The 25,366-nt window shown below is 39.9% G+C and carries 20 protein-coding genes; 16 read left to right on the forward strand and 4 right to left on the reverse strand.

The genetic code is table 11. The annotated features are described in order from the left end of the window. Position 1 precedes the first annotated feature (1 nt). Positions 2 to 1,330, reverse strand: a complete 1,329-nt coding sequence (locus LV85_RS18545; RefSeq protein ID WP_211318443.1) for a DUF3748 domain-containing protein — start codon at positions 1,328 to 1,330, stop codon at positions 2 to 4. A 131-nt stretch (positions 1,331 to 1,461) separates the two neighbouring features. Continuing rightward, on the reverse strand, positions 1,462 to 3,429 hold the full coding sequence (locus LV85_RS18550; protein WP_211318444.1) for an FG-GAP repeat domain-containing protein: 1,968 nt from the start codon (positions 3,427 to 3,429) through the stop codon (positions 1,462 to 1,464). Positions 3,430 to 3,759: 330 nt separating this feature from the next. Here LV85_RS18550 and LV85_RS18555 point away from each other — a divergent pair, with 330 nt between their 5' ends. The 3 genes from LV85_RS18555 (at position 3,760) to LV85_RS18565 (ending at position 6,253) form a co-directional block, all read left to right on the forward strand. Beyond that, positions 3,760 to 4,629, forward strand: a complete 870-nt coding sequence (locus tag LV85_RS18555) for an AraC family transcriptional regulator (RefSeq protein ID WP_111322291.1) — start codon at positions 3,760 to 3,762, stop codon at positions 4,627 to 4,629. 144 nt (positions 4,630 to 4,773) lie between these two features. Beyond that, positions 4,774 to 5,778 (forward strand): zinc-binding alcohol dehydrogenase family protein, encoded by a 1,005-nt coding sequence (locus LV85_RS18560; RefSeq protein WP_111322251.1) that lies wholly within the window; start codon positions 4,774 to 4,776, stop codon positions 5,776 to 5,778. A 118-nt stretch (positions 5,779 to 5,896) separates the two neighbouring features. Next, entirely contained in the window at positions 5,897 to 6,253 is a 357-nt protein-coding gene (locus LV85_RS18565) for a VOC family protein (RefSeq protein WP_111322253.1), read from the forward strand. Positions 6,254 to 6,299: 46 nt separating this feature from the next. Here the strand turns inward: LV85_RS18565 and LV85_RS18570 are convergent, their stop codons facing one another. Next, the gene (locus tag LV85_RS18570; protein ID WP_111322255.1) at positions 6,300 to 7,562 is read right to left on the reverse strand and encodes a hypothetical protein; all 1,263 of its coding nucleotides are present in this window, start codon (positions 7,560 to 7,562) and stop codon (positions 6,300 to 6,302) included. A gap of 330 nt (positions 7,563 to 7,892) precedes the next feature. On the opposite strand from LV85_RS18570, the gene LV85_RS18575 reads away from it, so the two are divergent. The 12 genes from LV85_RS18575 (at position 7,893) to LV85_RS18635 (ending at position 21,803) form a co-directional block, all read left to right on the forward strand. Then, positions 7,893 to 9,320 (forward strand): alanine/glycine:cation symporter family protein, encoded by a 1,428-nt coding sequence (locus tag LV85_RS18575; RefSeq protein ID WP_111322257.1) that lies wholly within the window; start codon positions 7,893 to 7,895, stop codon positions 9,318 to 9,320. 254 nt (positions 9,321 to 9,574) lie between these two features. Then, on the forward strand, positions 9,575 to 9,820 hold the full coding sequence (locus tag LV85_RS18580; RefSeq protein ID WP_146260505.1) for a hypothetical protein: 246 nt from the start codon (positions 9,575 to 9,577) through the stop codon (positions 9,818 to 9,820). A 21-nt stretch (positions 9,821 to 9,841) separates the two neighbouring features. Continuing rightward, the gene (locus LV85_RS18585) at positions 9,842 to 10,354 is read left to right on the forward strand and encodes a DUF4943 family protein (protein ID WP_111322261.1); all 513 of its coding nucleotides are present in this window, start codon (positions 9,842 to 9,844) and stop codon (positions 10,352 to 10,354) included. A 365-nt stretch (positions 10,355 to 10,719) separates the two neighbouring features. Further along, positions 10,720 to 12,105 carry a DUF1593 domain-containing protein gene (locus LV85_RS18595; RefSeq protein ID WP_111322263.1) on the forward strand — a complete coding sequence of 462 codons (1,386 nt, stop codon included), beginning with the start codon at positions 10,720 to 10,722 and terminating at the stop codon, positions 12,103 to 12,105. Between the two features lie 39 nt (positions 12,106 to 12,144). Next, positions 12,145 to 13,122, forward strand: coding sequence for a DUF1593 domain-containing protein (locus tag LV85_RS18600; protein WP_211318445.1), 978 nt, complete (start codon positions 12,145 to 12,147; stop codon positions 13,120 to 13,122). A 93-nt stretch (positions 13,123 to 13,215) separates the two neighbouring features. Next, on the forward strand, positions 13,216 to 14,313 hold the full coding sequence (gene pelA / locus LV85_RS18605) for a pectate lyase (RefSeq protein WP_111322265.1): 1,098 nt from the start codon (positions 13,216 to 13,218) through the stop codon (positions 14,311 to 14,313). 145 nt (positions 14,314 to 14,458) lie between these two features. After that, complete coding sequence (locus LV85_RS18610) at positions 14,459 to 14,878, forward strand: hypothetical protein (protein ID WP_111322267.1); 420 nt, start codon at positions 14,459 to 14,461, stop codon at positions 14,876 to 14,878. Positions 14,879 to 15,040: 162 nt separating this feature from the next. After that, positions 15,041 to 16,900, forward strand: a complete 1,860-nt coding sequence (locus tag LV85_RS18615) for a PLP-dependent aminotransferase family protein (RefSeq protein WP_111322269.1) — start codon at positions 15,041 to 15,043, stop codon at positions 16,898 to 16,900. Positions 16,901 to 17,113: 213 nt separating this feature from the next. Continuing rightward, positions 17,114 to 17,920: an SDR family oxidoreductase gene (locus LV85_RS18620; RefSeq protein WP_111322271.1), complete on the forward strand. Its 807-nt coding sequence runs from the start codon at positions 17,114 to 17,116 to the stop codon at positions 17,918 to 17,920. Between the two features lie 280 nt (positions 17,921 to 18,200). Continuing rightward, a complete protein-coding gene (locus tag LV85_RS18625; protein ID WP_146260506.1) occupies positions 18,201 to 19,844 on the forward strand; it encodes a S41 family peptidase in 1,644 nt (547 codons plus the stop codon). A gap of 55 nt (positions 19,845 to 19,899) precedes the next feature. Continuing rightward, positions 19,900 to 20,664 carry a type I methionyl aminopeptidase gene (gene map, locus LV85_RS18630; protein ID WP_111322275.1) on the forward strand — a complete coding sequence of 255 codons (765 nt, stop codon included), beginning with the start codon at positions 19,900 to 19,902 and terminating at the stop codon, positions 20,662 to 20,664. 125 nt (positions 20,665 to 20,789) lie between these two features. Further along, the gene (locus LV85_RS18635; protein ID WP_111322277.1) at positions 20,790 to 21,803 is read left to right on the forward strand and encodes a zinc-binding alcohol dehydrogenase family protein; all 1,014 of its coding nucleotides are present in this window, start codon (positions 20,790 to 20,792) and stop codon (positions 21,801 to 21,803) included. A gap of 173 nt (positions 21,804 to 21,976) precedes the next feature. Here LV85_RS18635 and LV85_RS18640 read toward each other — a convergent pair whose 3' ends face one another. Next, on the reverse strand, positions 21,977 to 23,650 hold the full coding sequence (locus LV85_RS18640; RefSeq protein ID WP_111322279.1) for a sulfatase family protein: 1,674 nt from the start codon (positions 23,648 to 23,650) through the stop codon (positions 21,977 to 21,979). Between the two features lie 545 nt (positions 23,651 to 24,195). On the opposite strand from LV85_RS18640, the gene LV85_RS18645 reads away from it, so the two are divergent. Beyond that, a complete protein-coding gene (locus LV85_RS18645) occupies positions 24,196 to 25,005 on the forward strand; it encodes a hypothetical protein (protein ID WP_111322281.1) in 810 nt (269 codons plus the stop codon). Positions 25,006 to 25,366 lie beyond the last annotated feature (361 nt).

Here is a 25,366-nt window from a genome sequence, read left to right on the forward strand (position 1 = left end):
ATTAATTTAACAGGTTATTAAGGGTTAGGACAAAAATCTGGTAAAAGGCTTCTCCATCGAGACTTACCTTTCTATTGTAAGCAATCGTATAACCGGAATTTGACCAGTTGATATTACTTAGACTAGTACTTGAATTTGAAGGTGCAGGTAATACAAGCCTAGTTTCCCCATCTAATACTGAGGTCACATAGATAGCTTCTTTGGAGCCATAGACTAAGTATTTCCCATCTGCACTTAGATCGAAGGTAATATCCGCAGAGAAACTGTTTTGAGTGATCGCTCTGATCTCCCCACCATTTGGGGATACAGCATAGATCTGAACTATTCCCTCCTGATCTTTTTGGTAGAAATAAAGTGATGCCCCATCCGGAGAAGATCTCATCCATTGTCGGGGACCCTGCACTCCTGGGAATTTGTTTGCAGTGGTGAATGTCAATCTCCGCTGAACAACTCCCTCTGGGATAGCCGGAAGCTTACTTCGATCTCCAGAAGTGACCGAATTCATAAGACTGGGTAAATCATCTGGGACATCAGAGATGAAGACCTCTGTTACTTTCTCGCCTGAATCAGAAATCACATCAGCCAAATATGCCAAGGCTACTTTTTGCCTAGTTCCATCAGTCTTTAAATAACCATTGTTTCCCACCCATCCTTCTTCATAGGCTTTGCTAATCTGATCCGAACCAGGCTCTGGCATCGCGGTTACTTCGGCCAGTAAAATGGCGAAGCTATTTCCATCAAAGTTCTCCTCATCATTTTTCCCATCGATCAAAACCTGCTCTCCTTTCAGAAAAGCTCCAACTGTTCTAAGGTCATGGACTGCAGGATTTACCTGGGATTCTATAGCTAGAATTTCATCATTATAAGTAAAGCTAATACACTGGCCATCTGCACTGTATGAGTACGCATGTGAACCTCCACGCAAAGCACCTTTGGTGAAAGGCGGAGACACATCTCTTGCTTCCATAGGTTCTTCTGTATTGGCATTATCCAAATCAAGCTGCATCGCAAATCTGCGCGTAAAGCCATAAGGATTCTCCTTGGAAGCATTCATCAAAGCATGAATAAATACTACCTCATTCTTTAAAGGGTGAAAACTAACCGCTCCCACACCTGGTCCAAAAACAGTTTGATTTCCCAGATTATAAATGGTTTTAATCTCTTTGGTTTTTACATCGACCAACTGAACAGAAGCATTCTCTCCGATTTTCGTTTCATCATTTCTATTATCAAAAACCAGTGATTTATCATCCGGAGAAAATGCCTGTCGCTGATTCAAAAAGTGACCTTTTGCATCAGAGGTAAGCTGAATTTCCTGAAGCTTATTCATATCAGTCATATTTGAATCATTACTCATACTTGAATTATGTGGCTTGCATTGGACTGAGGTAAAAAGCAGCGCAATTAAAATTGGAAAGCTGAAAACTCGGAATAGGGATAGTTGATTTTTCTGACAGGAAATCATCGTTGAAAATAATAAAAATGACCGTCCTCAGCACCTACAAAAACCTCCCATATTCCATCCTTATTCCAATCGACAAAAGTAGGACTGGTCGTATGTCCAGCCAGCACTTTCTCTGATAGCGGACCTTTGCGAGAGAAGATAACCTTATCGCCTTCTTGAGAGATATTCTCAAATAGCGTGACGTTCACACTATTCACTAGTAAATCCATATCACCATCATTATCCCAGTCTACCAAAGAGATTTTTCGCCTCCCTGATCCACCAGCTTCGGCATTGTTTAGGCGTAATGGTCCAGCCTCTTCATTTTCAGCCTTATCTCTATTCGTGTAAACTGATGCTTTATCCCCATAAAATATCCGCTGACCTGGAAGTATCGCCTGCTGACCATTTTCTCTTACGCCTTTGAAAAAGGATAGGTATCCTTCATAGTCCAGCATCACCAAATCCATTATCCCATCCTTGTCCCAGTCTATGGCAAAAGGAGTTGTTCTCCATTGAGTGACCAATTCATCTTGTGCGGATTTCCACCAGTTCCAGGCAGGGGAAGTTGCCAGTTCGTTGCCACGCTTGACTTCAATAGGCTTGGGAGCTTCTAAGCCCGAACCTGTATTTTTTATCCACTCTATCCTTCCCCAGATTGAATTAAAAATGATATCCTTGTTCCCATCTCCATCCCAATCCGCGACAGAAAGTGTGGTGTAACCCCATTTGGCTTCAGCTGGTCCTTGTATCGAGCCATTTTCACCTGCTTGAATTCGAATCTCTTTACCATCTACAGCTAGTAATTTTGGTTCTTTCCAGCTAGGTTTTTCCCCAGCGCCAATATTTTCTATAAAAGCAAAGTATCCTGCTGAGTTTCCCGTAATAATATCTTCATCGCCGTCATTGTCCCAGTCCACACTAACTGGCGTTGCCAAAGCTCCAAACTTTAGGTTATCTGATTGCTGGCGGAAATACTTAGGGGTTTCAAACTGTGGGATATTATCCTTTAAACTTCCTGTGTTTCTGATAAGCGCCACTCTTCCATCCTCGTCTCCTACCACCAAGTCCACATGACCATCTTTATCCCAATCCACTGCAACCGGAATAATCATTTCTAAATCCATTTTGATCAGGCCAGCATCATTTTTTAGAAAAACCCCTGCTGCATATTTAGGACTTTGTCTAGTCCCAATATTTTCGAAATAAGTCATACGATCCAAAAACTCTCCGCAGATCAGATCCAAATCCCCGTCTCCATCAAAATCCGCAAAATTGGGAGATGGAGCTCCATAGACATCAAGCATTTTACCACCAGCTTCTATCCTACCCATATTCACATATTTCCCATTCTGATTTTCTAGCAAGAACACAAAGCCATGCAGAGGGCCATTCGTCCATACACCTTTATTGTTGAAGGCATTGTCCCAGCCATAATCAGCCCAATCATCTATTCCAACAACCAGATCCAAGTCCCCGTCTCCTTCGTAATCAACCATTTTCCATTGATTGAAACGAACCTTCTCAAAGCCTTTCTTTAGCTCTTCTGCATCAAAAAGCAGCTTCTCTTCGCTAGCTAGCTTGGTTTTGAAATCCATGAGCTCGACTCCCGGAATATTAACTTTCACCCCCTCATCGATGTGTGAAATCTGGACATTTTTGATGGCATCCCCTAGTCGAACAGGAGCGGCAAAATCTGGAAAATCATCCCCTGAAGTATTCTCAAAAAAGTAAAGTCCATTGAAAGGCTTATCTGGACAGGAGACTAACATATCCATATCTCCATCCCCATCGTAATCCATCGGTAGCGGCCAAGCCCAAAGCCCAACTCCCAGAAATGAACTGGTATTTGGGTTGTTGTATTTTACGATTTCAAAGTCATGAGCTGCCTGCTGCGCATAGCTCAGATTCATGAGTAAAAATGCACAAATACTCATTGTGACTGATTTTCTCAATAAGCTATTTAACTGCGTAATAGACTGCATGCTTGGCTTGGTTTATGTTTCCTGATTTCTAATTCCAACCTAGTCTTTCAAATCGATAATTGCCATACAAAATCGATTGATTCGAAAATGAATGAAAATCTACCTGAGAGTCATTGATAGGACTAGATTTGACCTCCCTAAATATCACATGAATTTCGATGCTAAGTCTATTGATTATTAGTAAGATATTCCATTATTTTACCATATATGATTATAATCTTAGGGAAATACCAGCAAAATCATCTTATAGCTTAGTATATTTAATCTCTAGATTTCTTTGGATTGAAATCACAAAACAGAATCAATTACCCAATTCTACAAGAGAACCGAATGAAAGCCCATTTCCATAAAGTATCAATAGAACCAGCAAAATCCTTTAACATCCGCTTTGATCCTAAACCACTGTTAGGCAACCTTTGGCATTATCATCCTGAGTTGGAACTGCATTACATCATCAAGGGAGAAGGCACCCAATATATTGGCGATAGTGTGAGTAATTTCTCGGATGGACAGATGGTTTTTTTAGGCCAAAATCTCCCGCATGCTTGGCGCTGCAAGGAGGAATATTTTGAGCCTGATAGTCCAAAGCAGACTGCTACTTATGTCCTACAATTTCACCCAGATTGCTTTGGCTCAGAATTCTTAAAACTACCCGAAGCACAGGCTATTCCAGCTTTATTCGAAAAGGCAAAACAAGGTCTAATAATCTCAGGTGAGACTAAGAAAAAGCTTGCTAACCTGTTGATGGAATTAGAACAAGCGACCAGCATGAAAAGAATTATTCTTTTGCTTGAGGTTATAAATACCCTTTCCGAAACTGATGATTATAAGACTATTTCGCCAGGTTATGCCTATAGTCATTTGTCAAATTTGTCAGAAATGCATCGACTGGAAAAAATTTATTCTTTTGTTCTCGCCAATTATGGAGAAGAAATCAATCTCTCAGAAATAGCCGCTCTAGCCAATCTCAGCACCTCTGCCTTTTGCCGCTATTTCAAAACCATGACCAACAAAACCTTTTTTGAATTTGTCATAGAAATACGCATTTCCAATGCCTGCAGAGCATTGATTGAAAATAGGCGATCAACCCAGATGATTTGTTACGAATGCGGTTTCAATACATTATCTAACTTCTACAGGCATTTCAATAAAGTCACAGGAATGACTCCCTATAACTATAAAAAACAATACCTTTCTTAATCTGGGTATCACATAGAAACAGTGATTTCTTGTCAATTCTTAATTGCAGGAATACATGCAGTTTGTATCAAAGGCGCTTCACTCCTACAACTCTAAGACTTCATCTCTCGTATTCCTGTTTTTCACCAATCAAAAGAAAATACCATGAAAGCTATCGGATATAATCAAGCTGGTCCAATTAACGCTCCCGAATCACTAATCGAATTTGAAACTGAAACGCCTACACTAAGAGCTCATGACCTATTGGTGGAAGTTCGCGGGATATCTGTCAACCCGGTAGATGTGAAAGTTAGAGCAAGTTCAGCCCCAGTTAATGGTACCAAGATCATAGGTTACGATGCTGCAGGGATTGTCAAAAAAGTAGGTACTAGCGTATCTAAGTTTAAGGTTGGCGACGAGGTTTTCTATTCAGGAGACATTACACGTGCAGGAACCAATTCTGAATTTCACGCTGTGGATGAACGCATTGTTGGTAAAAAGCCAAAGTCCCTTGATTTTGCTGAGGCGGCAGGTTTCCCACTAACCTCAATCACTGCATGGGAATTGCTATTTGATTCCCTTGGCATAAAGGAAGGAGGCGGAGAAGGCCAAAGCATCCTGATAATTGGTGGAGCTGGAGGAGTAGGTTCCATACTTATTCAGTTGGCAAAAAAACTTACCAAACTAACCGTAATCGCAACTGCTTCTCGTGAAGATACAGTTAGCTGGACTCAAAAAATGGGAGCCGATCATATCATCAATCATAGAGAATCCTTAGTAGATCAATTGAAAGAACTAGGGCTAGAACCTACTTATGTCGCTTCACTTACGGGCACTGATGGACATTTCGACTCAATCATTGAACTCATAAAGCCACGCGGGAAAGTAGCATTTATCGATGATCCCAAATCACTGGATATACTCGCAGGAAAGAGAAAAGCACTGAGTTTCAGTTGGGAGTTTATGTTTACCCGCTCCATGTTTGAAACTGATGATATTGCTCAGCAGCATGAATTACTAAATAGAGTTTCTGAGATGATAGATGCAGGGATTTTGATCTCCACTGTGACAAATAATCTTGGGAAGCTAAATGTAGAGAATCTAAAAAAAGCACACATCATGCAGGAAAGCGGCAGAGCAATTGGTAAAAATGTTCTAGCTACTTTTTAATCCTCATTCCAAAAAATTTCTAAATCAATTCAAGAGCCAGCAATTTGAGGATTGTTGGCTTTTTTATGCATTTTTAATCCTTTGTTTAGCCATAGCACACCTATTAATAAAATTCCACATGCTTGAAATTGAGCGTTTAGACCATGTTCTGATCACGATTCCTCCAAATACTTCTGCGGAAGCTGTAGAATTTTACTGCAAAAAATTACAACTCAACGAGATCCCGGGCAGACATCCCAATGGAGCAATATGGATCGAACTGGGCAATATAGAACTGCACATACGGGAGGAAGAAGGTCATCAAAGCAAGTCCGCTAGGCATCCAGCTTTTGTAGTAAAAAACTTAGAAGCAGCTAAGTCATTTTTGCTAAAAGAAGAAATCGAAATCAGTTACTCTTCGATCATTGAGGGCCGAGATCGATGTTTTTTTAGGGATCCTTGGGGAAATAGATTTGAGCTGATTGAATATGTTTAAGGAAATAAATCTTCCTCTACTAACAGTACATGGTTAGCCTACTATGTCAATGCAATAATCCTTTGGGTTGTTTTACAGCAAAAGAAGCTAACACTAAAAGGATTCCTAAAGGAAGAAAAAGGGTGAACCCAAGGAGAATTTCGTAATACTTAGGAATGGAATCGAAGGAATTCCATAGCAAAAGTCCCTGTGAAAACAGGGTCAGCTCTGTCAGAATAAAAGCGATGATTAGCATCAGCAAACCCACTTTTGACAGCATATTCTGAGGAATGAGTCCTCTGCGAAGGCAAATACCCACACTTGTCATGGTAAAAAAACCGAGCATTATCAGGTGAATAAAACCTACAAAGAATTGACGGATGTCTGATGAAGCATGTAGAAATGCAGGCAGTAGTAAGGTTAATTGAACAACAATCTTTGCAAAAAGTGAAATCAGGCCTAAAACAATTAACCAGTAACCCAGATCACTTTTGTCCTGAGTCGGATCTTTTAGAGCTTTCACCATAGGTATCAGCAATCTCCCAAAAACAACAGCCTGTATAAGCACCCCCAGTGAATTGAGATAAGCGAGTATCTCGAAAGGATAACTCCAATATGCGGGCAAACCATAAGTGAGCACCAAGGAAATCTGCAAGCCAAAGAATTCCAATCTACTGATTTTTAGAATCTTGCCCTGAAGTTCAAAAAATAAAACTAGGATGGACAACACAGCAAAGACGAACCAGCCATTGAATTGTAAATGGAGAAAAAATTCTATGCTGGCCAAATATAAAGGATGAAGCTTACCGAGGTTGACGATCACTAGGGGCAAAAACCAGACGCCAATAGTGGAAATAAACATCCAATAAATCGCCCATCTTCCAAGTAGCGTAGCCGTTTGATTCCTTAATTTTTTCAGGTCACTGAGCAACAAAAAACCAAGATAATAGGCAATCAGTAAATGTGCGGTAAGTAAGGAAATGCTCAAAATCGTATAGCCCTTGAGTACAAAGGAAACAGTCATCAGGCTACAAACCAAGATATTAGCAAGCACCAAGCCCCAGTAAAGCTTCGGCTTCTGAATATAGCCTTTGAGAAAATGGATAAAAAGAGCGCAAATAATGGTAAACCCCCAGCCAAGCATTGCAAGGTGAGAATGCGCGTGCAGCACATTGGTATATTCGAAATAAGGAAGTTCCACCACCCAAAACAAGCGCATACTTGTTCCCAGTAAGGCAGCAATCAAAAAGAGTACAAGTCCCCATACCACAAAGCTTTGCACCTGCTTTGGATTAGTCACAACAGCTTTGGGATTGTTTTGGGTGCTCATCGATGGGATTTTTTCTTTTCACAGGCAGAACTAACTTGATCTTGCAAAGATGTCGATTTGATAATCTAAATATAAAATAAGCTTATTCTAATATTTCCTAATATTCTTAGGCTATCGATCAAGAAATACGTCCGATTAAAACTAATCTTCTGCTTTAATCGCTGATTTTTTCCTTTCTTCGGGTTCTTATTACACCCAAATCCAACTTAATTACAGGAATTTTAAGTTTTAAAATTGAAATATGAAATCAAGCGTAAGGTAAAAGATGCTCAAAAGCTGAGTGCCTGATTCGCGAGATTCCATGTGACTTTCAAAATCAAATTAATACATATGAAAGAAATAGTAGAAGCTATTAATGCAGTTGTATGGAGTAATGCACTGATTTTTCTTTGCTTGGCGGCAGGAGTATATTTCTCCTTTGCCACCAAATTCCTTCAGGTCACTTATCTGAAAGAAATGGTTTACCTCCTATTCAAAGGAGAATCATCCAAAAGAGGAGTATCCTCATTTCAAGCATTCGCAATTGCCATATCAGGAAGAGTGGGAACAGGAAATATCGCAGGTGTAGCTACTGCAATAGCTATGGGAGGACCAGGAGCTATCTTTTGGATGTGGGTAATCGCATTCCTAGGAGCAGCTTCCGCTTTTGTAGAATCTACCCTTGGCCAAATCTACAAGGAAGTCAATAATGGCGAGTACAGAGGTGGACCGGCTTATTATATAGAAAAAGGAATTGGTAAAAAATGGTATGCAATGCTTTTCGCTTTTGCCACCATCCTAGCCACTGCCGTATTTATGCCGGGCGTACAGAGTAATAGTATTGCCTTGAGCATGGCCAATGCCTTTGATATTCCAGTCATGTGGACAGGAATAATCATCACCGCATTGATGGGTTTGATCATCCTGGGCGGGGTCAAAAGAATTAGTAAAGTAGCAGAAATTGTCATTCCATTTATGGCTGGAGCTTATATCCTCATGGCTGTTGTGATTATCTCTATCAACATCACCGAAGTGCCTGAAATCTTCGCTTTGATCATAAAATCAGCATTCAATATGGAAGCTGCTTTCTCTGGAGTATTTGGTATGGCTATCGCTTGGGGTGTCAAAAGGGGGATTTATTCCAACGAAGCTGGACAGGGAACAGCTCCTCACGCAGCCGCTGCCGCTGAAGTAAGTCATCCGGTGAAACAAGGTTTGGTTCAATCCTTCTCTGTTTATGTAGATACACTTTTCGTCTGTACTGCTACAGCATTGATGATTCTCTTCACAGGCCAATTCAATGTAGTCAATCCAGAAGGAGGATTTCTGGTTGAGAATCTACCAGGCGTGGCTTATGGCCCTGAATACACCCAGTTTGCCGTTGCTTCTCAATTCCCATCACTTGGGGCAGGATTCGTAGCAGTTTCATTGTTGTTCTTTGCATTTACCACCATCATGGCATATTACTATATCGCTGAGACCAACTTGAGTTATTTAATCAGAAAGACTCACAACAAATGGGGAATCTGGGTACTCAGAATTGCTATACTAGCAGCTACTTTCTACGGAACGATCAAGACTGCTGAAATGGCCTGGACTATGGGTGATATAGGCGTAGGACTGATGGCATGGTTAAACATCATAGCAATCATCCTTCTTCGTAAGCCAGCTTTCAAAGCATTGAAAGATTACCAGCGTCAGAAGAAAGAAGGCAAAGACCCAGTCTTCATTGCCAAAGATGCTGGAATTGATAATGCTGATTTCTGGGTAAAGAAATAGTTTTACCGCAGAGTCCACCGAGGATTCGTAGAGGGCGCGGTGCTATACTATACTTTCCCGCAAATTTGTGTGACGTTGATTTTAAATAAGGCTGAAAGCCCTAGATATCAAAGCTCAGACTAAAGGGCTGGGTAAACCAAAATTTAAAGCCGGCAAACTAAATTGTCGGCTTTTTTTGAGCTATTAGTAACAGAATTGGTATTTTGTAGTAAAAATAGCTTAGGCAAATATTGGACACCAAACTTTTCACAGATATGAAAATCAACACAAATCGACAAGCGGGCATTTTTGAGGGAGGTAAAGAAAGTTGGGAAAAGACAGCTGAATTCAGGAAGAAAGTCGCTCAAATGAAAAAACAGCTACAAGACAAGTACGAGCCAGATTTCTCATCACAGAAAAACTGGGTTAAACGCTTGATCCTCAAAACTCGTGTTTGGCTGCTAATCAGAAAAAAAATCAGCGAGTTAAAGTCTGGGGAAAATCTTCATTTTTCGAGTTAGACTTTATAAATTGAAGCAATTATGAAAACTCTAAAAACCCTACTGGTCTGCATCTGCCTAATAAGTCTTTTAGGATGCGAAGATGATTCACATCCTTCAAATATGACCGTGGAAAGCTATGTGGAGTTATTAAAAAAAGGAGAATACGATGCTGACCAGTTGCCGGAATTTTCTTCTCGTGACATACCGGCACTTTTAGCATATAGAAATGAGAATCAGAAAATTATAAACTTTCCTGTCAATACTCTTTCATCCTCTTTGACTTCGGAATGCCGTTTAGGAATGTTTGTTCTATGGACTATAGAATCTATTCGAGCACGTGCTACAAACTCAAAATACCTGTTTCATACCTTCCCATCGCAAAATCCAGTAGTAGAAAATAAAGTTGATTTTGAATGGTTAGAACAAAGTGATGCGATTCATGCAGCTGTAGCAGAATCCTACTTTGACTGGTGGGAAAACAACATGAACAAAGACTTTGATCAGTTCAAAGAAATTGATCCACTTTTGAACACTGAATATCGCTGGCATTAATTCTCCTGATTTCTATAAGCAAAACACAGATCACGTACCCTCTTCAAACATCAAGCTCCGATTGGAAATAACATCCCAATCTACTGATACCTTTTCCTATACTCCCTTGGTGTACAGCCATTGATTTTTAGAAAAGCTGCATTAAAGCGGCTGATAGAGAATCCACAGTCAATCAACTTCCGCTAAGGAGACCAAATTTCGCAAGACAAGCTTTAAGATTTAAACTAGTTACGACTTTCATCAAAAGTTATTTACTTCTGGGATTTTGATAGGTTTATCCAGAAATGCAAGTAGTTTTTCCGCTAATACGAGAATAGATTTACGTTTAATTGAAGAAAACCCTTATTTGACCTAGAAAACCCTCCATGAAAACTTGGCTTACAATTTTACTATTCGTCACATTCACTTCACTTTTTGCGCAGCAAAATCAAAAGAAAGCGACACCAAAACCGAGAATTGTTGTATTGACGGATGTCTCTACCTGGGAAACTGATGATAGTGAATCACTAGTCAGACTGCTTGTCCATGCGGATTTATATGAAATCGAAAGTATAATTTTCACCACAGGTTGGAGTCTGGACAAAACCCGGGATGATTTCATGGATTTGATTCATGATGCCATAGATGCCTATGAAAAAGATCTTCCAAATCTTATGAAGCGCTCCAATCAAAAGGACTTTCTGGCAGATGAATCTAAGCAAAAAATAGGTTACTGGCCAAGTCCGGATTATTTGCGAAGCATCACTGTATTTGGCAGCAAAAATAGAGGCTTCAAGTTCATCGGGGAAGACAATAACTCTCCTGGAAGTGATCTGATCATCAAACTTGCAGATGAGTCAGATGAGCGCCCTCTTTGGATTACCGTTTGGGGAGGTGGAAATACCCTAGCCCAAGCAATTTGGCAAGTTCAACAAACTAGATCTGAAGCGGAATTGAAGACATTCCTCCACAAAGTCCCAACCTATACCATCACGGATCAAGATAGAGATCAGAAAACTGATTTTGCGATTAGTTCACACCAATGGATGAGAAGGGAGTTTTCTGAGGATTTACTCTTTATATGGGATGAATCTGCCTGGAAATATCAAAATGGAACAGGAAAAAGTAATTGGGAAAAATATGCTGCGGATATCCAGACTCATGGCAATCTAGGCAAAGTCTATCCCAAATATAAATATGGCGTAGAAGGTGATACACCCGCTTTTTTTCACATGATGCCAAATGGTCTAAATGACCCGATGGTTCCTTCTCAAGTGGGTTGGGGAGGTTATTTCGTAAAGGGGATAAGCGAAGATAAGGCAACGGAATCATACACAAACTTCGAGGCGCCTGTCTATGATAAATCAAGAGAATATTCAGCCTACTTCTACCCTGCCACCTACAATAATTTTGCAGCCAGGATGGACTGGGCACAGGACGGAAAAGGAAACCGAAATCCGATAGTTGTAGTCAATAAAAATGAGGGAATAGATATTTTACGTGTTAAGTCAAAGAAACGCGGAACTGTCATGCTTGATGCTTCCAAATCCTATGACCCCGAGAACGATGAACTGAGCTTCAAGTGGTGGATTGTGCCTGAAGCGGGTAGCTATAAAGGCGAAATATCTATACCGAATAATGAATCCAAGATCATAAAATTTGACCTACCAAAGGACTTCTCTGGCAAAACAGTCCATGTGATCTGTGAAGTAACGGACAGTGGCAGCCCTAAGCTCACCAGCTACCGAAGAATTATCATCGAAGGGAAATAACTAGTTAACGCATTGAAAATTAATTGCTCAAAATCTTTCTTGATCTTCCTGCTTCTAGGAGCATTTCAAATGGATTCATTTGCGCAGTACCGCGTGATTGTATCTTCCGACTTCCCTCCTATTCCAGTGACCAACAGTGATCCTGATGATGTGCAATCCATGGTGCGCTTTTTACTTTACACCAACGAACTGGAGGTGGAAGCCTTAATAGCTTCAGCAGGTACATTTAATATGGTTGCCAATAAAGGAAATATTCTAAATGTCCTGGATCAATACGATCTCGTAGATGAGACTTTGAGAAAGAAAGACTCTATGTTCCCTACTGCTGATTTCCTGAGATCAGTGACTTTTGAAGGCCTAGGAAACAACCATCACATTGAAATAAAGTGGGGTTGCGGAAAGCAGCTCTGGTCAGATATTATTGGCCCCGGAAAAAACAGCGAAGCATCAGATGTAATTATAGCTATCGCTGATAAACCAGACCCCAGACCCGTTTATATAGGTGTTTGGGGTGGAGCACGTGAAGTTGCTCAAGCTATTTGGCAGGTGCAAAACAGCAGAACTAAGGAAGAACTGGAAGTTTTTTTAGATAAGATTCGAATTTTTCTAATTGGATGTCAAGATGCTTCCCATAGCTGGCTGATGGACAATTATCCAAATTTATATATTATAGAATCGAAGACTACTTACCAAGGCATGTTCGGTGTAGGGACACAAGAATGGGCTGAAACTAATATCATCAAAGATCACGGACCACTGGGGGCAATTTACCCACCAAAAGCAATGGCTGGATCTGGAGTAATAGAAGGAGATTCTCCATCTTTTCTTTACCTGCTCAGTGCTAATAGAGGTTTAAATGACCCTGAAGATCCCACACAGGAGAGTTGGGGCGGGCAATATGTGAGAAATGGTGACACCAACCATTTTATTGACGGCCCAGGCCCTATATCAATTTCAAAATGGAAGAATGCATTTCAATTAGACTTTCAAAAACGGGCAGATTGGATGTTGCCATAAGTATATATCATTTACTAGTAGCAATCAGAGCTACATTAATACTATAAATCAAAATTACTCTTACGAGTATAGAAATAGTAAAACGATAAACCAATGAAAATCAGACTCATATTCACATTAATCCTGGTATTTACCTTATCCATAACCCAAGCGCAGGAGACAAATTATCTCAGTATGAGATGGAAGGATGTGGCTACCAAAATGCCTGAAGCTTGGTACGGTTCAGACGAAGCAAAAGCTGTTGCCGAGAATGTACTGCTCAGCCAAAAGGAAATTGGTGGCTGGGAGAAAAACAAGGATTTTCATCAACCATTATCCGACTCAGAAAAAGCTAAAATCAAAGCCAACAAAGCTAAGATCGGTGCAACATTCGATAACGGAGCGACGATCAGCGAATTGAGATTTCTGGCGAATGTATATGCCCAAAATCAAGATCCTCGCTACAAAGATTCTTTTGAAAAGGGCTTGAATTACATCTTCATTGCCCAGTATGACAATGGCGGATGGCCACAGTTTTTCCCCGTACGCACAGGGTCTGTTGCCTATTCTGGACACATCACTTACAATGATGACGCGATGGTAAATACCATGAAGTTTCTCAGAGAGATTTACTCAGCAGATCAAGCCTACGCAGCATTAAAACTAGATCCAAAAATGATTGCCAAAGCTCAGAAATCATTTGATGCAGGGATTGACTGCATTCTCAAAACTCAAATCGTCGTGGACGGCTCCCCTACTGTTTGGTGTGCACAACATGATGAAAAAACCCTTGCTCCTGCTAAGGCTCGCTCCTATGAACTTGCTTCCTTTAGCGGTTCGGAATCCGTAGGTATCGTTCAGCTATTGATGGAACTGGACAATCCTTCAACGGAAGTGATTGCTTCCATAGATGGAGCAGTCAACTGGTTTGAAACGCACAAAATCGAAGGAATCAAAGTAGAAACCGAAATCAATGCTGATGGCAAAAAGAATAGAATCGTGGTTTCTGACCCGAGTGCTCCAGCACTATGGGCGCGCTTTTATGATCTAGACACAGAAAAGCCATACTTCTGCGACCGTGATGGTATCAAGAAAAACTCCCTTTCTGAAATCGGCTACGAGCGACGCAATGGCTACAGTTGGTACACTAACGCTCCAGAAAAACTTTTGAAAGAATATCCTGCTTGGAAAGAGAAAATAGCAAATAACTAGTTGGAAAGTCGACAATTATTTGTCGGCTTTTTTGCTTAAGGGCCAGTTTCGTCCCAATTGGAAATCTCAAAAATAATAGAAACTGATCTTGTACTAAAGCACAGCTATTCTGCCTAGTTTTGATGAAATTCACTGGAGTTAAAACATGGAGATTAAAAACAAAACAATCACTTACGGTTTCATAGCAGCTGGACTGATGAATATTGGAGGGGTTTTAATCTTTTCGAGATTCTTCACAAATGCCACCATAGGCAAATTTGACCCTTTAGTAATGTCGAACTTTGGACTTTTGATGATCCTGGTTTGGGGACTTGCTTACCTGTCCGTTGCCAAAGATTTTACCAAGGTCAATTGGCTGATCGCTGTTTTCGCAGTTGAGAAATTCATCTATGGCTTCGTCTGGACAAAATGGTTGCTGAACAACGATCTCGCTGCAGTCTATGCTGAAGACGCCATGGCTGGAATCTTCTACACCATCTATGGCGCTAACGATTGGCTATTTTTCGGCTTTTTCTCTTATGTATTCTTAAAAAACCTGTTGAAAAAGGACAAATCAAGCAAGTAACAAAATGCCAACAAATCCCAGCACAAAAACCTACATCTAGTTACTTTTCAGACAGTTAACTACATTTCTATTGTCGGGCTTCTAAACAAGTATTTCAGACAAGGAACCAACTCAGTTTTTAACTCATTGAAGGACTAAGTATCGAATCGAAAGAACCAATTTATGGAAAGCAATAAAGTAACAAATTACATCAAAGAGGTTATTAAGAACATGCCATCGGACTGGCTAAATCTAACAACCCATAGACTAGATATCTATGATGAAGAGTTGGCCAAAACTCAATTCTTAGAGCAGTTTGAAAGCTTGTTTCAGGCCAATAATGCTACTTCCGAAGCCCTAAATAATTTACCTACTGCGTATGATTACATTCGGCTAGGTCATCCCTTATCCTGTGTGCTAGAATGGGCTATTGCTAAGCAGCACCAATTAAAAGCGGAAAACGTAATCAGTTTTTCATCCCAAACGGCACCAATTCTGGCGGTTTTAAGGAAAAACTTATTTACTAAAAAAGATACCCAAATAGTTTACAGCGCTGAATTACCTCACTTTTTTGATGCAGAAATTCTGCGAAGCGTTTACGGCTATTCCTTTCAGCTAAGTCATGTAAATAAGAATGAAGATATACCTGCATTCAAGGGTAGTACTATTTTCATTTCTCAGGAAGAGGATACTAGCAATTTCAATCTCACACCAAACAAGCTAACCGCAAGTGTAGATTTTTATATAAACCTTCATCAGGGGCTTGGATCTATATTACTGGTAAATGGTAAGGACAATGAAACATATATCTCCGAAATCCAGCACGTCAGAAGAAGAGAGACTATTGCCATGACGCCTATCAATTGTCATTTTGCCTTACAATCACTAGTTGAAAATTCTGCTTTAGTGAAATCTGAAAACGATTCAGAGACAAACAGGATCAGTGTTCAAGACTCGCTCAAGGAGATTACTAATACTAGCTTAAAACCCCTGCTTGGATCTAGCGGATTGTCTATGCAATATGCGATTATGATGGGGCTGGTTCATGATGCGCTGGAAAACCATCAAGGCAAAGCGATCAAATTCATCGTTCCACCAAACTGCTACGGTGGCACAAACGACCAAGCGCGACGGGTTGCTGCGTGCATTGAAGAAGTTGAAGTGGTTGATTTGCCTGTGGATGGCGCTAACGACATGGTGCAAAGTATTGCTAGCATCTTGGATAAAATTGCGAGCGAAGATGCGATTCCATACATCATCGCTGAAATCCCTACAAATCCTAGAGTTGAAGTTCCTGATCTTCAAAAATTAAAAGCTGTTTTGAGCCAAACGCGTAAAACTGCATCTGGTGAAACTGCTTTAGCACCTGTGTTTATTTTAGATCAAACCTTTTGTCCTAATGTGCACTTTTTAGCTGAGGGCGAAACACTCTCTACGATTAGAGCTATCTCTTATGCCAGTGGATCCAAATTCCCAAGTGGCGGAAAATGTACTGCCGGCTACTGCGTAGGAAATGATAAAGCAGAAGGCTTGATGGGGAAAATTGAAAAGCATCTAAAACTTTGCGATAACGAAGCTACCAACCTTCAGATGGAGATTTTGGCGAAGCAATTACCTTCGATGAACCAACGGATTAAGGATGCATATGAGAATACACGTGAATTTGTAAACTTCATACAGGAGACTTTGCCTACCGCAAAAATCAATTTTGTATCAGAAGAACTGGCCGAACAAGGATTTATGCCATCGGTATTTTCACTGGATCTACCTACCAAAGGGGATACTGCCGAAGAAAAAGAAAATTACAAGCGAGCATTGAATCTTAAATTGATCAATATGATGATCACCGAAATCCCTAATGAAAGCAAGTACTGCGTGAGTTATGGGCAGTTGAAAGGATGCTATTGGACTATACCCGCTACCTCTACTCAAGGGACAACCAAAGAAGCTGACAAAGATTACATTGCCCGGGTGTCGCTCTCTCCTACTATGGATCTTGAGCTGCACAAAAAAGTCTTTCTACGGTTTGTTGAAGAGATTTGAATATAAGAAGTAGTTCCATAGCTTATTTGCTTTACAGGACGGAAGACCGATAACAGGTGACCGAAGTGGCCTAAAACCTAGAGTTTAACCTAATTTTAGTTGCTTTTGGATCTTTGCTGGCAAAGAAGCGGATACACATAATCATTTTGAATCACCTATACTCAAACCAATAAAAGAAGGTCTTTTGCATAGCGAACTCAACCGGAGAAACAAATGAAGGATTTAGCGGGGAAAATAGTATTAATCACGGGTGGCGCAGCGGGCATTGGCAAAATAATGCTTCGCTTGATGCTGGAGCGCAAGGCCAAAGTGATTATTTGGGATATTAATCAAGCTAGCATTGATGCCACTATCGCAGAATATACTGACGGAGAAAGCATCTTTGGCTTTCAAGTAGATGTCTCCAATATCCGGCATATCAGAGAAACTGCCAACAAGGTAAAGCAGCAGATAGGAGTCGTCGACATCCTAATAAATAATGCGGGGATCGTAGTTGGCAAATACTTCGATGAACATTCCACCTCAGACATTACTAGCACAATAGCAATAAACGTCAATGGACCTATGCTAGTCACAAAGGAGTTTTTGGGAGATATGATCGCTCAAAACTCTGGACATATATGCAACATAGCATCCTCAGGAGGCTTGGTTTCGAATCCCAAAATGTCGGTTTATGCCGCTAGTAAATGGGCGTTGATTGGCTGGTCTGATAGCCTGCGCTTGGAAATGGAACAGCAAGGCAAAGACATAAACATTACCACCATCATGCCTTATTACATCAATACCGGCATGTTTGATGGAGTGAATTCAAAGATTCCAATTCTAGAACCTGAAGCTGCTGCACTTACGATAGTAAAGTCCATTGAGAGGAATAGAAAAATGGTGACGATGCCAGGTTATATTTATCGTTTTACCCGATTAGGTCAGGCTATCATGCCTCTTTCGGTATTTGATTGGTTCGCTGGCTCTGTGCTGGGAATTTATAAGACCATGGAACATTTCGTGGGTCGAAAGAAATAAGTTTTTCGATCGAATAAATTCATTTCACCTTCCACTTTTAAATGCAGACGATGATTTGTCGGCTTTTTCATTTTTAGATCGAGAACTGTTAAAAGAACTCAAATTCAATCCAATAGCAAGGTTGAATTACTGCAACTATAGATTTGATTTCTAATTTGGTTTCAGCAGAATTATTTAAAGACATCCACCTTGAAATCGAACATCATTTAAAATTCCCTCAAAAGAGAAATTTTAACACTGTGAAATTCCATGTGTTCGCTAAAAATCAAATCATAATCACATGAAAAAAACTCTAACCCTCCTACTCATTTTTATATGTGTGCACATGGCCTATGCCCAAAGCACACTGACCGAAACCGATAAACTTGCAGCAACCACCAAAATTTGGGGTTTTTTAAAATATTACCATCCCCAAGTTGCAGCGGGGAAATATGATTGGGACGAAGAACTGTTTAGGATTTTGCCAAAAGTCAAGACTGCCTCAACACAGGAAGAACTCTCTCAAGTTTACTTAGATTGGTTAGATAATCTTGGAAAAGTAAAAGCATGTAAAAAGTGTGATCAAATTACAAACAAGGAATATTTTGAAGAGAACTTCAATTTAGCCTGGATAGAGAACAATGATACTTTCACAGATGAACTTTCTGAAAGGCTTAAATACATTGAGCTGAATAGACATCAAGGAAAAAAGTACTACGTCTCTAAAATCAAAGGCATTTGCAACATCGAAGTACTTAATGAGAAAAACTACGAGGATTGTGATTGGAATGACGAAAACCTACGATTAATTACCTTGTTTCGATATTGGAACATAGTCGAATACTTTTATCCCTACAAATACCAGACTGACACCGATTGGGACGATGTTTTGACTAACATGATTCCGAAATTTCTTAACCCTCCATCCGAGCATGACTATAATTTGGCAATGCTTGAGTTAGTCGTAAGCCTCGATGACAGTCATGCTTGGTATTACAACGAAAAAACAGAATCCATTTTTGGTGAGTATTGGATCCCTGCACATTTCAAATTGATTGATGAAAAAGCAGTTATCACTGACTACTATAACGATTCACTTTCGAAAGCAGCTGATATACGAATTGGCGATGTCATCACAAAAGTGAATGATCAAGAGGTTGAAGCCATTTTTAATCAAAAAGAGAAATACATAAGTGGCTCAAACATCCCGAGAAAGAAACACAATGCATTCTCTGCAATTTTCAACGGCTCCTCAGACTCAGTGAAAATAGAATACATCCGAAACAATCAAACGGATACCAAAACCATCAAAAGGTATCTGCTTGCAGATCTTGCTATAGAAAAGAAAGAGCCTGAAATTTTCGAAATTTTAGAAGACAATATTGGCTATATCAATATGGGAGAAATAGGAAATAAAGATGTAGAAGAAACAATGGAAGCACTGAAAGATACAAAAGCAATCATCTTCGATATCAGGAATTATCCAAAGGGAACGCTATATTCATTTGCTAAATACATCAGTTCTTCTTCGAATGTATTTTTTAATGTCACAGCAGCGGACTTAGATTATCCCGGGAAATTTATCTGGAGAACTGGCAGAAAAACACTTCCCAGTGATGGATTAAAATATAAAGGAAAAGTAATATTACTGGCTAATGAACAAGCCCAAAGTCATGCTGAATTTACAATCATGTGCTTACAAACAGGTGATAAGGTAACCACTATTGGAAGTCAGACTTCAGGTGCAGATGGAAATGTCAGTTATCTTACCATTCCAAATGGATATAAAACAGGAATAACTGGGATTGGGATATTTTACCCAGACAATACCGAAACACAACGAAAAGGAGTAAAAATAGACATAGAAGTCAACCCAACTATACAAGGAATTATTGAAGGCAAAGATGAGGTACTTGAAAGGGCGATTGAATTTATAAACAATTAGTTGCACCTTTTGTGAACACCACTTGTTAAATCTTATCACTTAGAAAAACAACACCATGTCAATCACAAAAGAATCAGAACTAATAGGAATGAAACGCATCTCTGAAGTGGTGGGAACTACACTAAAACTGATGAGAGAATACGCTAAAATCGGTATGTCCACAAAGGAACTAGACGAATATGGAGGGGGAATTCTGAAAAGTTACGGAGCCAAATCTGCACCTTATGAAACCTATAAATTCCCTGGCTATTCCTGCATTAGCGTCAATGAGGTAGCTGCTCATGGCATTCCTTCCAAGAAGAAAATTCTCAAAGAAGGAGATTTAATTAACATCGATGTGTCAGCGGAACTGAACGGCTTCTGGTCGGATAATGGAGGTTCTTTTGTATTGGGAAAAGATATTCATAATCATCAACCACTTGTGGATGCTTCCAAAAACATCCTTCACAAAGCAATTAGCGCTATCAAAGGCGGAGTAAAAATCGCTGACATAGGTTTTTTGATAGAAACTGAAGCTAGAAAATCAGGTTTTAAAGTCATTAAAAACTTAGCCGGGCATGGAGTTGGAAGAAGTCTACACGAAAAGCCGGAAGATATTTTAAACTATAGAGTCAAAAGCAACCGAGAGCGATTTCAAAAAAACACTACCGTCGCAGTTGAGACTTTCATTTCTACCAATTCGACAATTGCCGTGGAGCAAAATGATGGTTGGACACTGGTAGGAAATAATGGTGGATTTGTCACCCAGCATGAGCATACAATTCTCATCACGGATTCTGCGCCTGTAATACTTACAGAGGCCAATGGAATCTGGAATTAACTAAGCTTTTCCAAGAGGCTTGTAATTCATAATAAAGAGAAACTCGGGTCATAAAAAGACCAAAATCACTCTTAATTTGGAGAAATAAACATAGGTTGCATACCTCAAAACTTAAATCTTAAAAGATGCAGTATATCGTATGTGAGACTCCAGGCAAGTTTGCGCTAAAGCAAAAAGATGAGCCAATCAGAGCTGCCAATGAAGCTATTTTAAAAGTCAAAAAAGTAGGCATTTGCGGTACAGATCTACATGCTTACGCTGGCAATCAAGCATTTTTCACTTATCCCAGAATATTGGGTCACGAATTGGCGACTCAGGTAGTCGAAATTGGCGACAATGATAAGGGAATCAAAAATGGTGATAATGTGGTAGTAATGCCCTATTTGAGTTGCGGACACTGTGTTGCCTGTGTCAAGGGCAAGACTAATTGCTGTACTCAGATAAAAGTTCTCGGCGTACACACCGATGGTGGAATGCAAGAGAAAATTACTGTTCCAATTGACATTCTAATTCCTGCTCAGGGCTTGACTGATGATCAAATGGCCATAGTGGAGCCCTTGGCGATCGGAGCTCATGCGATTAGAAGATCAGAACTCCAGTCTGGAGAAACCATCGTAGTGATTGGCTGCGGACCAATTGGTATCGGCATCATGAAATTGGCTCAAATAGCTGGGGCTGAAGTGATAGCCGTTGACATGAACCAACAGCGCCTTGATTATGCCAAAGAGATAATCGGAGTAGATCATATCGTATTGGCGGGTTCTGAAGCAGTAGATCAGATTTCAAAAATCACAAGTGGCGATTTGTGTGCAATAGTTTTCGATGCCACAGGACATAAGGCTGCCCTGGAATCTGGACCGAATTATATGTCGCATGGTGGCAAATACCTGCTGGTTGGCCTTTCCAAAGGAGACCTGGTCTTTAATCATCCTGCGATTCATGCCAAAGAAACAACCATCCTATGCAGCAGAAATGCAACTTTGGAAGACTTCCAAGAGGTCATCTCTATCCTTAGAGAAGGCAAATTCCCAACGGATTCTTTCATCACCCATACGGTAGATTTCAAAGATATGATCGCCAATTTTGATGGCTGGCTAGATCCCGCAAATGGTGTAATTAAGGCAACCGTTAATTTTTAAAAAATAAATTTCAACTCAGATTAAACTCTGACAATGAATACTACAGCATAAGTTGCTTTGCCAGGCCACACCTGCAAATGAAAGTGGAATTGGTGGAAGACCTATAGGAAACAATGCTACATACTGCTTTCCAAAGCTGAAAAAGAACATCCCTGAACCCATCCTTTCCTTTATTAATCATTCCAATGCTCATCGATTACCTTTTGAATATGGGGATAGTTTTTATCCGTTTCATTCAAATTTTCACGGAGTTCGATCAATTGCTGCTTTAGATCTGAAGCAATTCCTTTGTATGCAGGATCTGCATAAACGTTATTCATTTCATTAGGATCATTCCTCAAATCATACAATTCCCAAGCAGCTGGCGTATGACGGGTAAAATCGTTGCCCCAACTTCCTTTATTCCATTTTGCATCTGGGTCATCCGTATCTACCCAATACCTACCATAGAAAAATATTAGTTTATAATCGTTTGTGCGTATCCCAAAATGCGCAGGATTACCATGCTTGTGCGCCATGTGCATCCAGTATCGGTAATAGGTGGATTTTTGCCAATCTTCCGGTTCCTCCCCTGTTTCCAAAATAGATTTAAAACTATGACCTTGCATATAGCTTGGAGTTGTGCCTCCAGCCAACTCTATCAATGTAGGTGCAAAATCGGTATTATTGATGATGGCATCGGTACGAGTTCCCCCGGCTATTTTTTCGGGATATCGAACAAAGAAAGGCATACGCATAGACTCATCGTACATCCAGCGCTTATCGATATAGTCGTGCTCTCCCAGCATAAATCCTTGATCACCTGTGTAGACAATGATTGTATTTTCAAGCAATCCTTCTTCCTCCAAGTAATCCAATAAGCGTTTTACGTTATCATCCACGCCTTTCACACAGCGTAGATAGCGCTTTAAGTATTCTTGATATACAACAGAGGTATGCTTCCTCTCATCGGCACTCATCTCCCAGTTCACATATTCGTCGGGACGGATATCTGCTGCATTTCTGTACTGCTTATACACCGTGCTATCGGTATATAGATTCATCGCTTGGTTACGTATCAAATTGCGACTTGATACGGATGAACCTATAATTCTGGTTAACGAATCATTTTTGCCACGGGTACCCTCAGAACCGTTGTTACCATTATGGTACATACTTTCTGGTTCAGGGATAAAGGTGTCTGCCAAATACTCATCGTAGCGTGGTGCATTTTCAAAATCATCATGAGGTGCCTTGAAATGATGCATCAGGAAAAAAGGCTTATTAGGATCTCGCTTATTTTTGAGCCAATCAAGCGTAGCATCTGTAATTACATCTGAAGAATGCCCCTCTGTTTGAATTTCATTTTCTGGCCAAGGCTTATCTCCCTGCACTCTAAAATCTGGGTTGAAATACTTACCCTGTACCGGCAACACTTGGTAATAATCAAACGCTGCTGGTTCTGCATGCAGGTGCCATTTACCTACTATGGCTGTCTGGTAGCCCAGTTTTTTCAATTCCGTCGGCAAATATTGTTTGTCAGCAGGAAGCTCTCCTTCTAGATCGATGACCCCATTTGCCTGAGAATTCTGTCCAGTCATTATAGCGGCACGACTAGGCACACATATAGAGTTGTTGACAAAACAATTATCAAAAATCATCCCCTCATTGGCTAATTTATCCAGATTAGGCGTTGGATTCAACGAAGCCAAACGACTGCCGTAAATCCCAAAAGCCTGCGTCGTATGATCATCAGCCATGATGTAGATGATATTGGGCTGTTGTTGATTGTGTTGGCTTTCCTTTTCCTCACAGGAAAACAAAACAGAAAGAACTACTAGAGAAACGAATAGTGAATGGTACTTCATAGACACAGATCTTGTCTTAATGGTTAAAAATTTCTGGCTAGCAACAAAACTTCCTCATGACTGTAAATTGATCAGATCATAGTTATCAGCAATGATTCTTGAGCATAGCTATTTTCTAAGATGGTAAACTATTTTGATTTTTAGGCAACCGATTAGCCTTAAAATTCTTCGGTAAGTTTCAATCTTGCTGTCAGTCTATATGGAAGTCATTAGCATCAAATACGTCATCCAACAAAACCAGTCCAGTTATTTAAGCAGCTAGGAACATTTTTTCTGATCTCAATAAGCTTAAAATAGGCCTAATCGAGAATTTACATGCTTCTATTTCTTGCATACTTACTCGTCGAGTCCTTATGACTATCGACAATGCAATCTTGATATCGTTCCCTTATCCCTCACCATTCTTCCAACATGCAGCGTAGATTATCTAACCGAAATTCTTAATTTGGCCTTAGCAAAACCCGTAGACCTGTGGACAATTGCGATATAGACGCAATAGGGATCTGGGAGCTGCGTATATACAGGTGTTGGCAACAAGCTGAAAAATGAAACACGATATCAAGATATTATATGGAATTTTAATAATTGGAGTATTGGTTTCAGTATTTCATATTTTAAATGACCAAGGTGGTTCTGCTTTAGGCAACATAATAGATACTTTAACTATTACTTCAATAATTCTATTTCTGTCAACAATCCTTTTTATTTTTCTATCATTCAAAAAGCACATTCGAAAAATAAGTATTTGGTTTCTTCTAATTTTAAGTTGCCCACTTGCTCTAATGTCTATGACACATATGACAAAGGAACTTTCTTTAAGACTGATTGAAACTACCACACCAGATAAGTTTGCTTATAATGTAAAAGTTACGACTGATAAATATGAACGAGATAAAATCCAGCTGCAAAACTTAGTTGATAGTCTTATAAAAGTTAAGACCGTTCAAAGACCATCAGAGTTGACTTTGAAATATTTTGAAGGCAAAACTTATAATGATTCAATAGAAAGAGATTGGGCAATTGATTTGCCGATAGGACTTGAATATAAAGAATCAATTATCGACACTTTATTTTACTCCGAGAACGGAAATGAAATTGTCGCTGGATTACTTATAAACAAAGCGTTTAACAAGTATATAGACTATCCAAATGGCGGAATTGAGTATTTTGGAAAAGGCTTTGAATTTGACCAGAAAAATTGGAAACCATTTAAAATGCTTAAATATTCAGTTACAGGATATGACAATTATAAAGAGTGTTCGGAAAGATTGAGGTATTATTATTTCAAAAAAATCGGGACTTACGAGAATGAATTGAATATGAATGACACAAGGTTTTTAAATAAAATTAAATAAAAGCCAGTTGCCAATCGAGTAGACGGCCGTGAGCCATAAGCCCACGGTGCGCCTCTCACACCACCGTACGTACGGGTCTTCCCGATGCTCGGGACAGGCTGTATACGGCGGTTCGTAAAGCAAAATGCAACGCTCTTTACACCGCTACATCTTTCCGCTACTTTTAAGATAAGGCTACTCAAAGGCTCCTTACCGAATTTTCACTTCACAATACGTTCAGTCCTTCACTACTTTTGTGAGACCTCCATAGTTCTTATGGCTCGTTCCTCATAGCTACTATGACTTCTGCTGACTTCTCTTAGATGTTCACGACAACCAGAGATCTCCCCAGGTAAGAGCATATTCCTTCCCTCAATATCCA

It is taken from the genome of Algoriphagus chordae (assembly GCF_003254055.1).
In the GTDB taxonomy this organism is placed as follows: domain Bacteria; phylum Bacteroidota; class Bacteroidia; order Cytophagales; family Cyclobacteriaceae; genus Algoriphagus; species Algoriphagus chordae.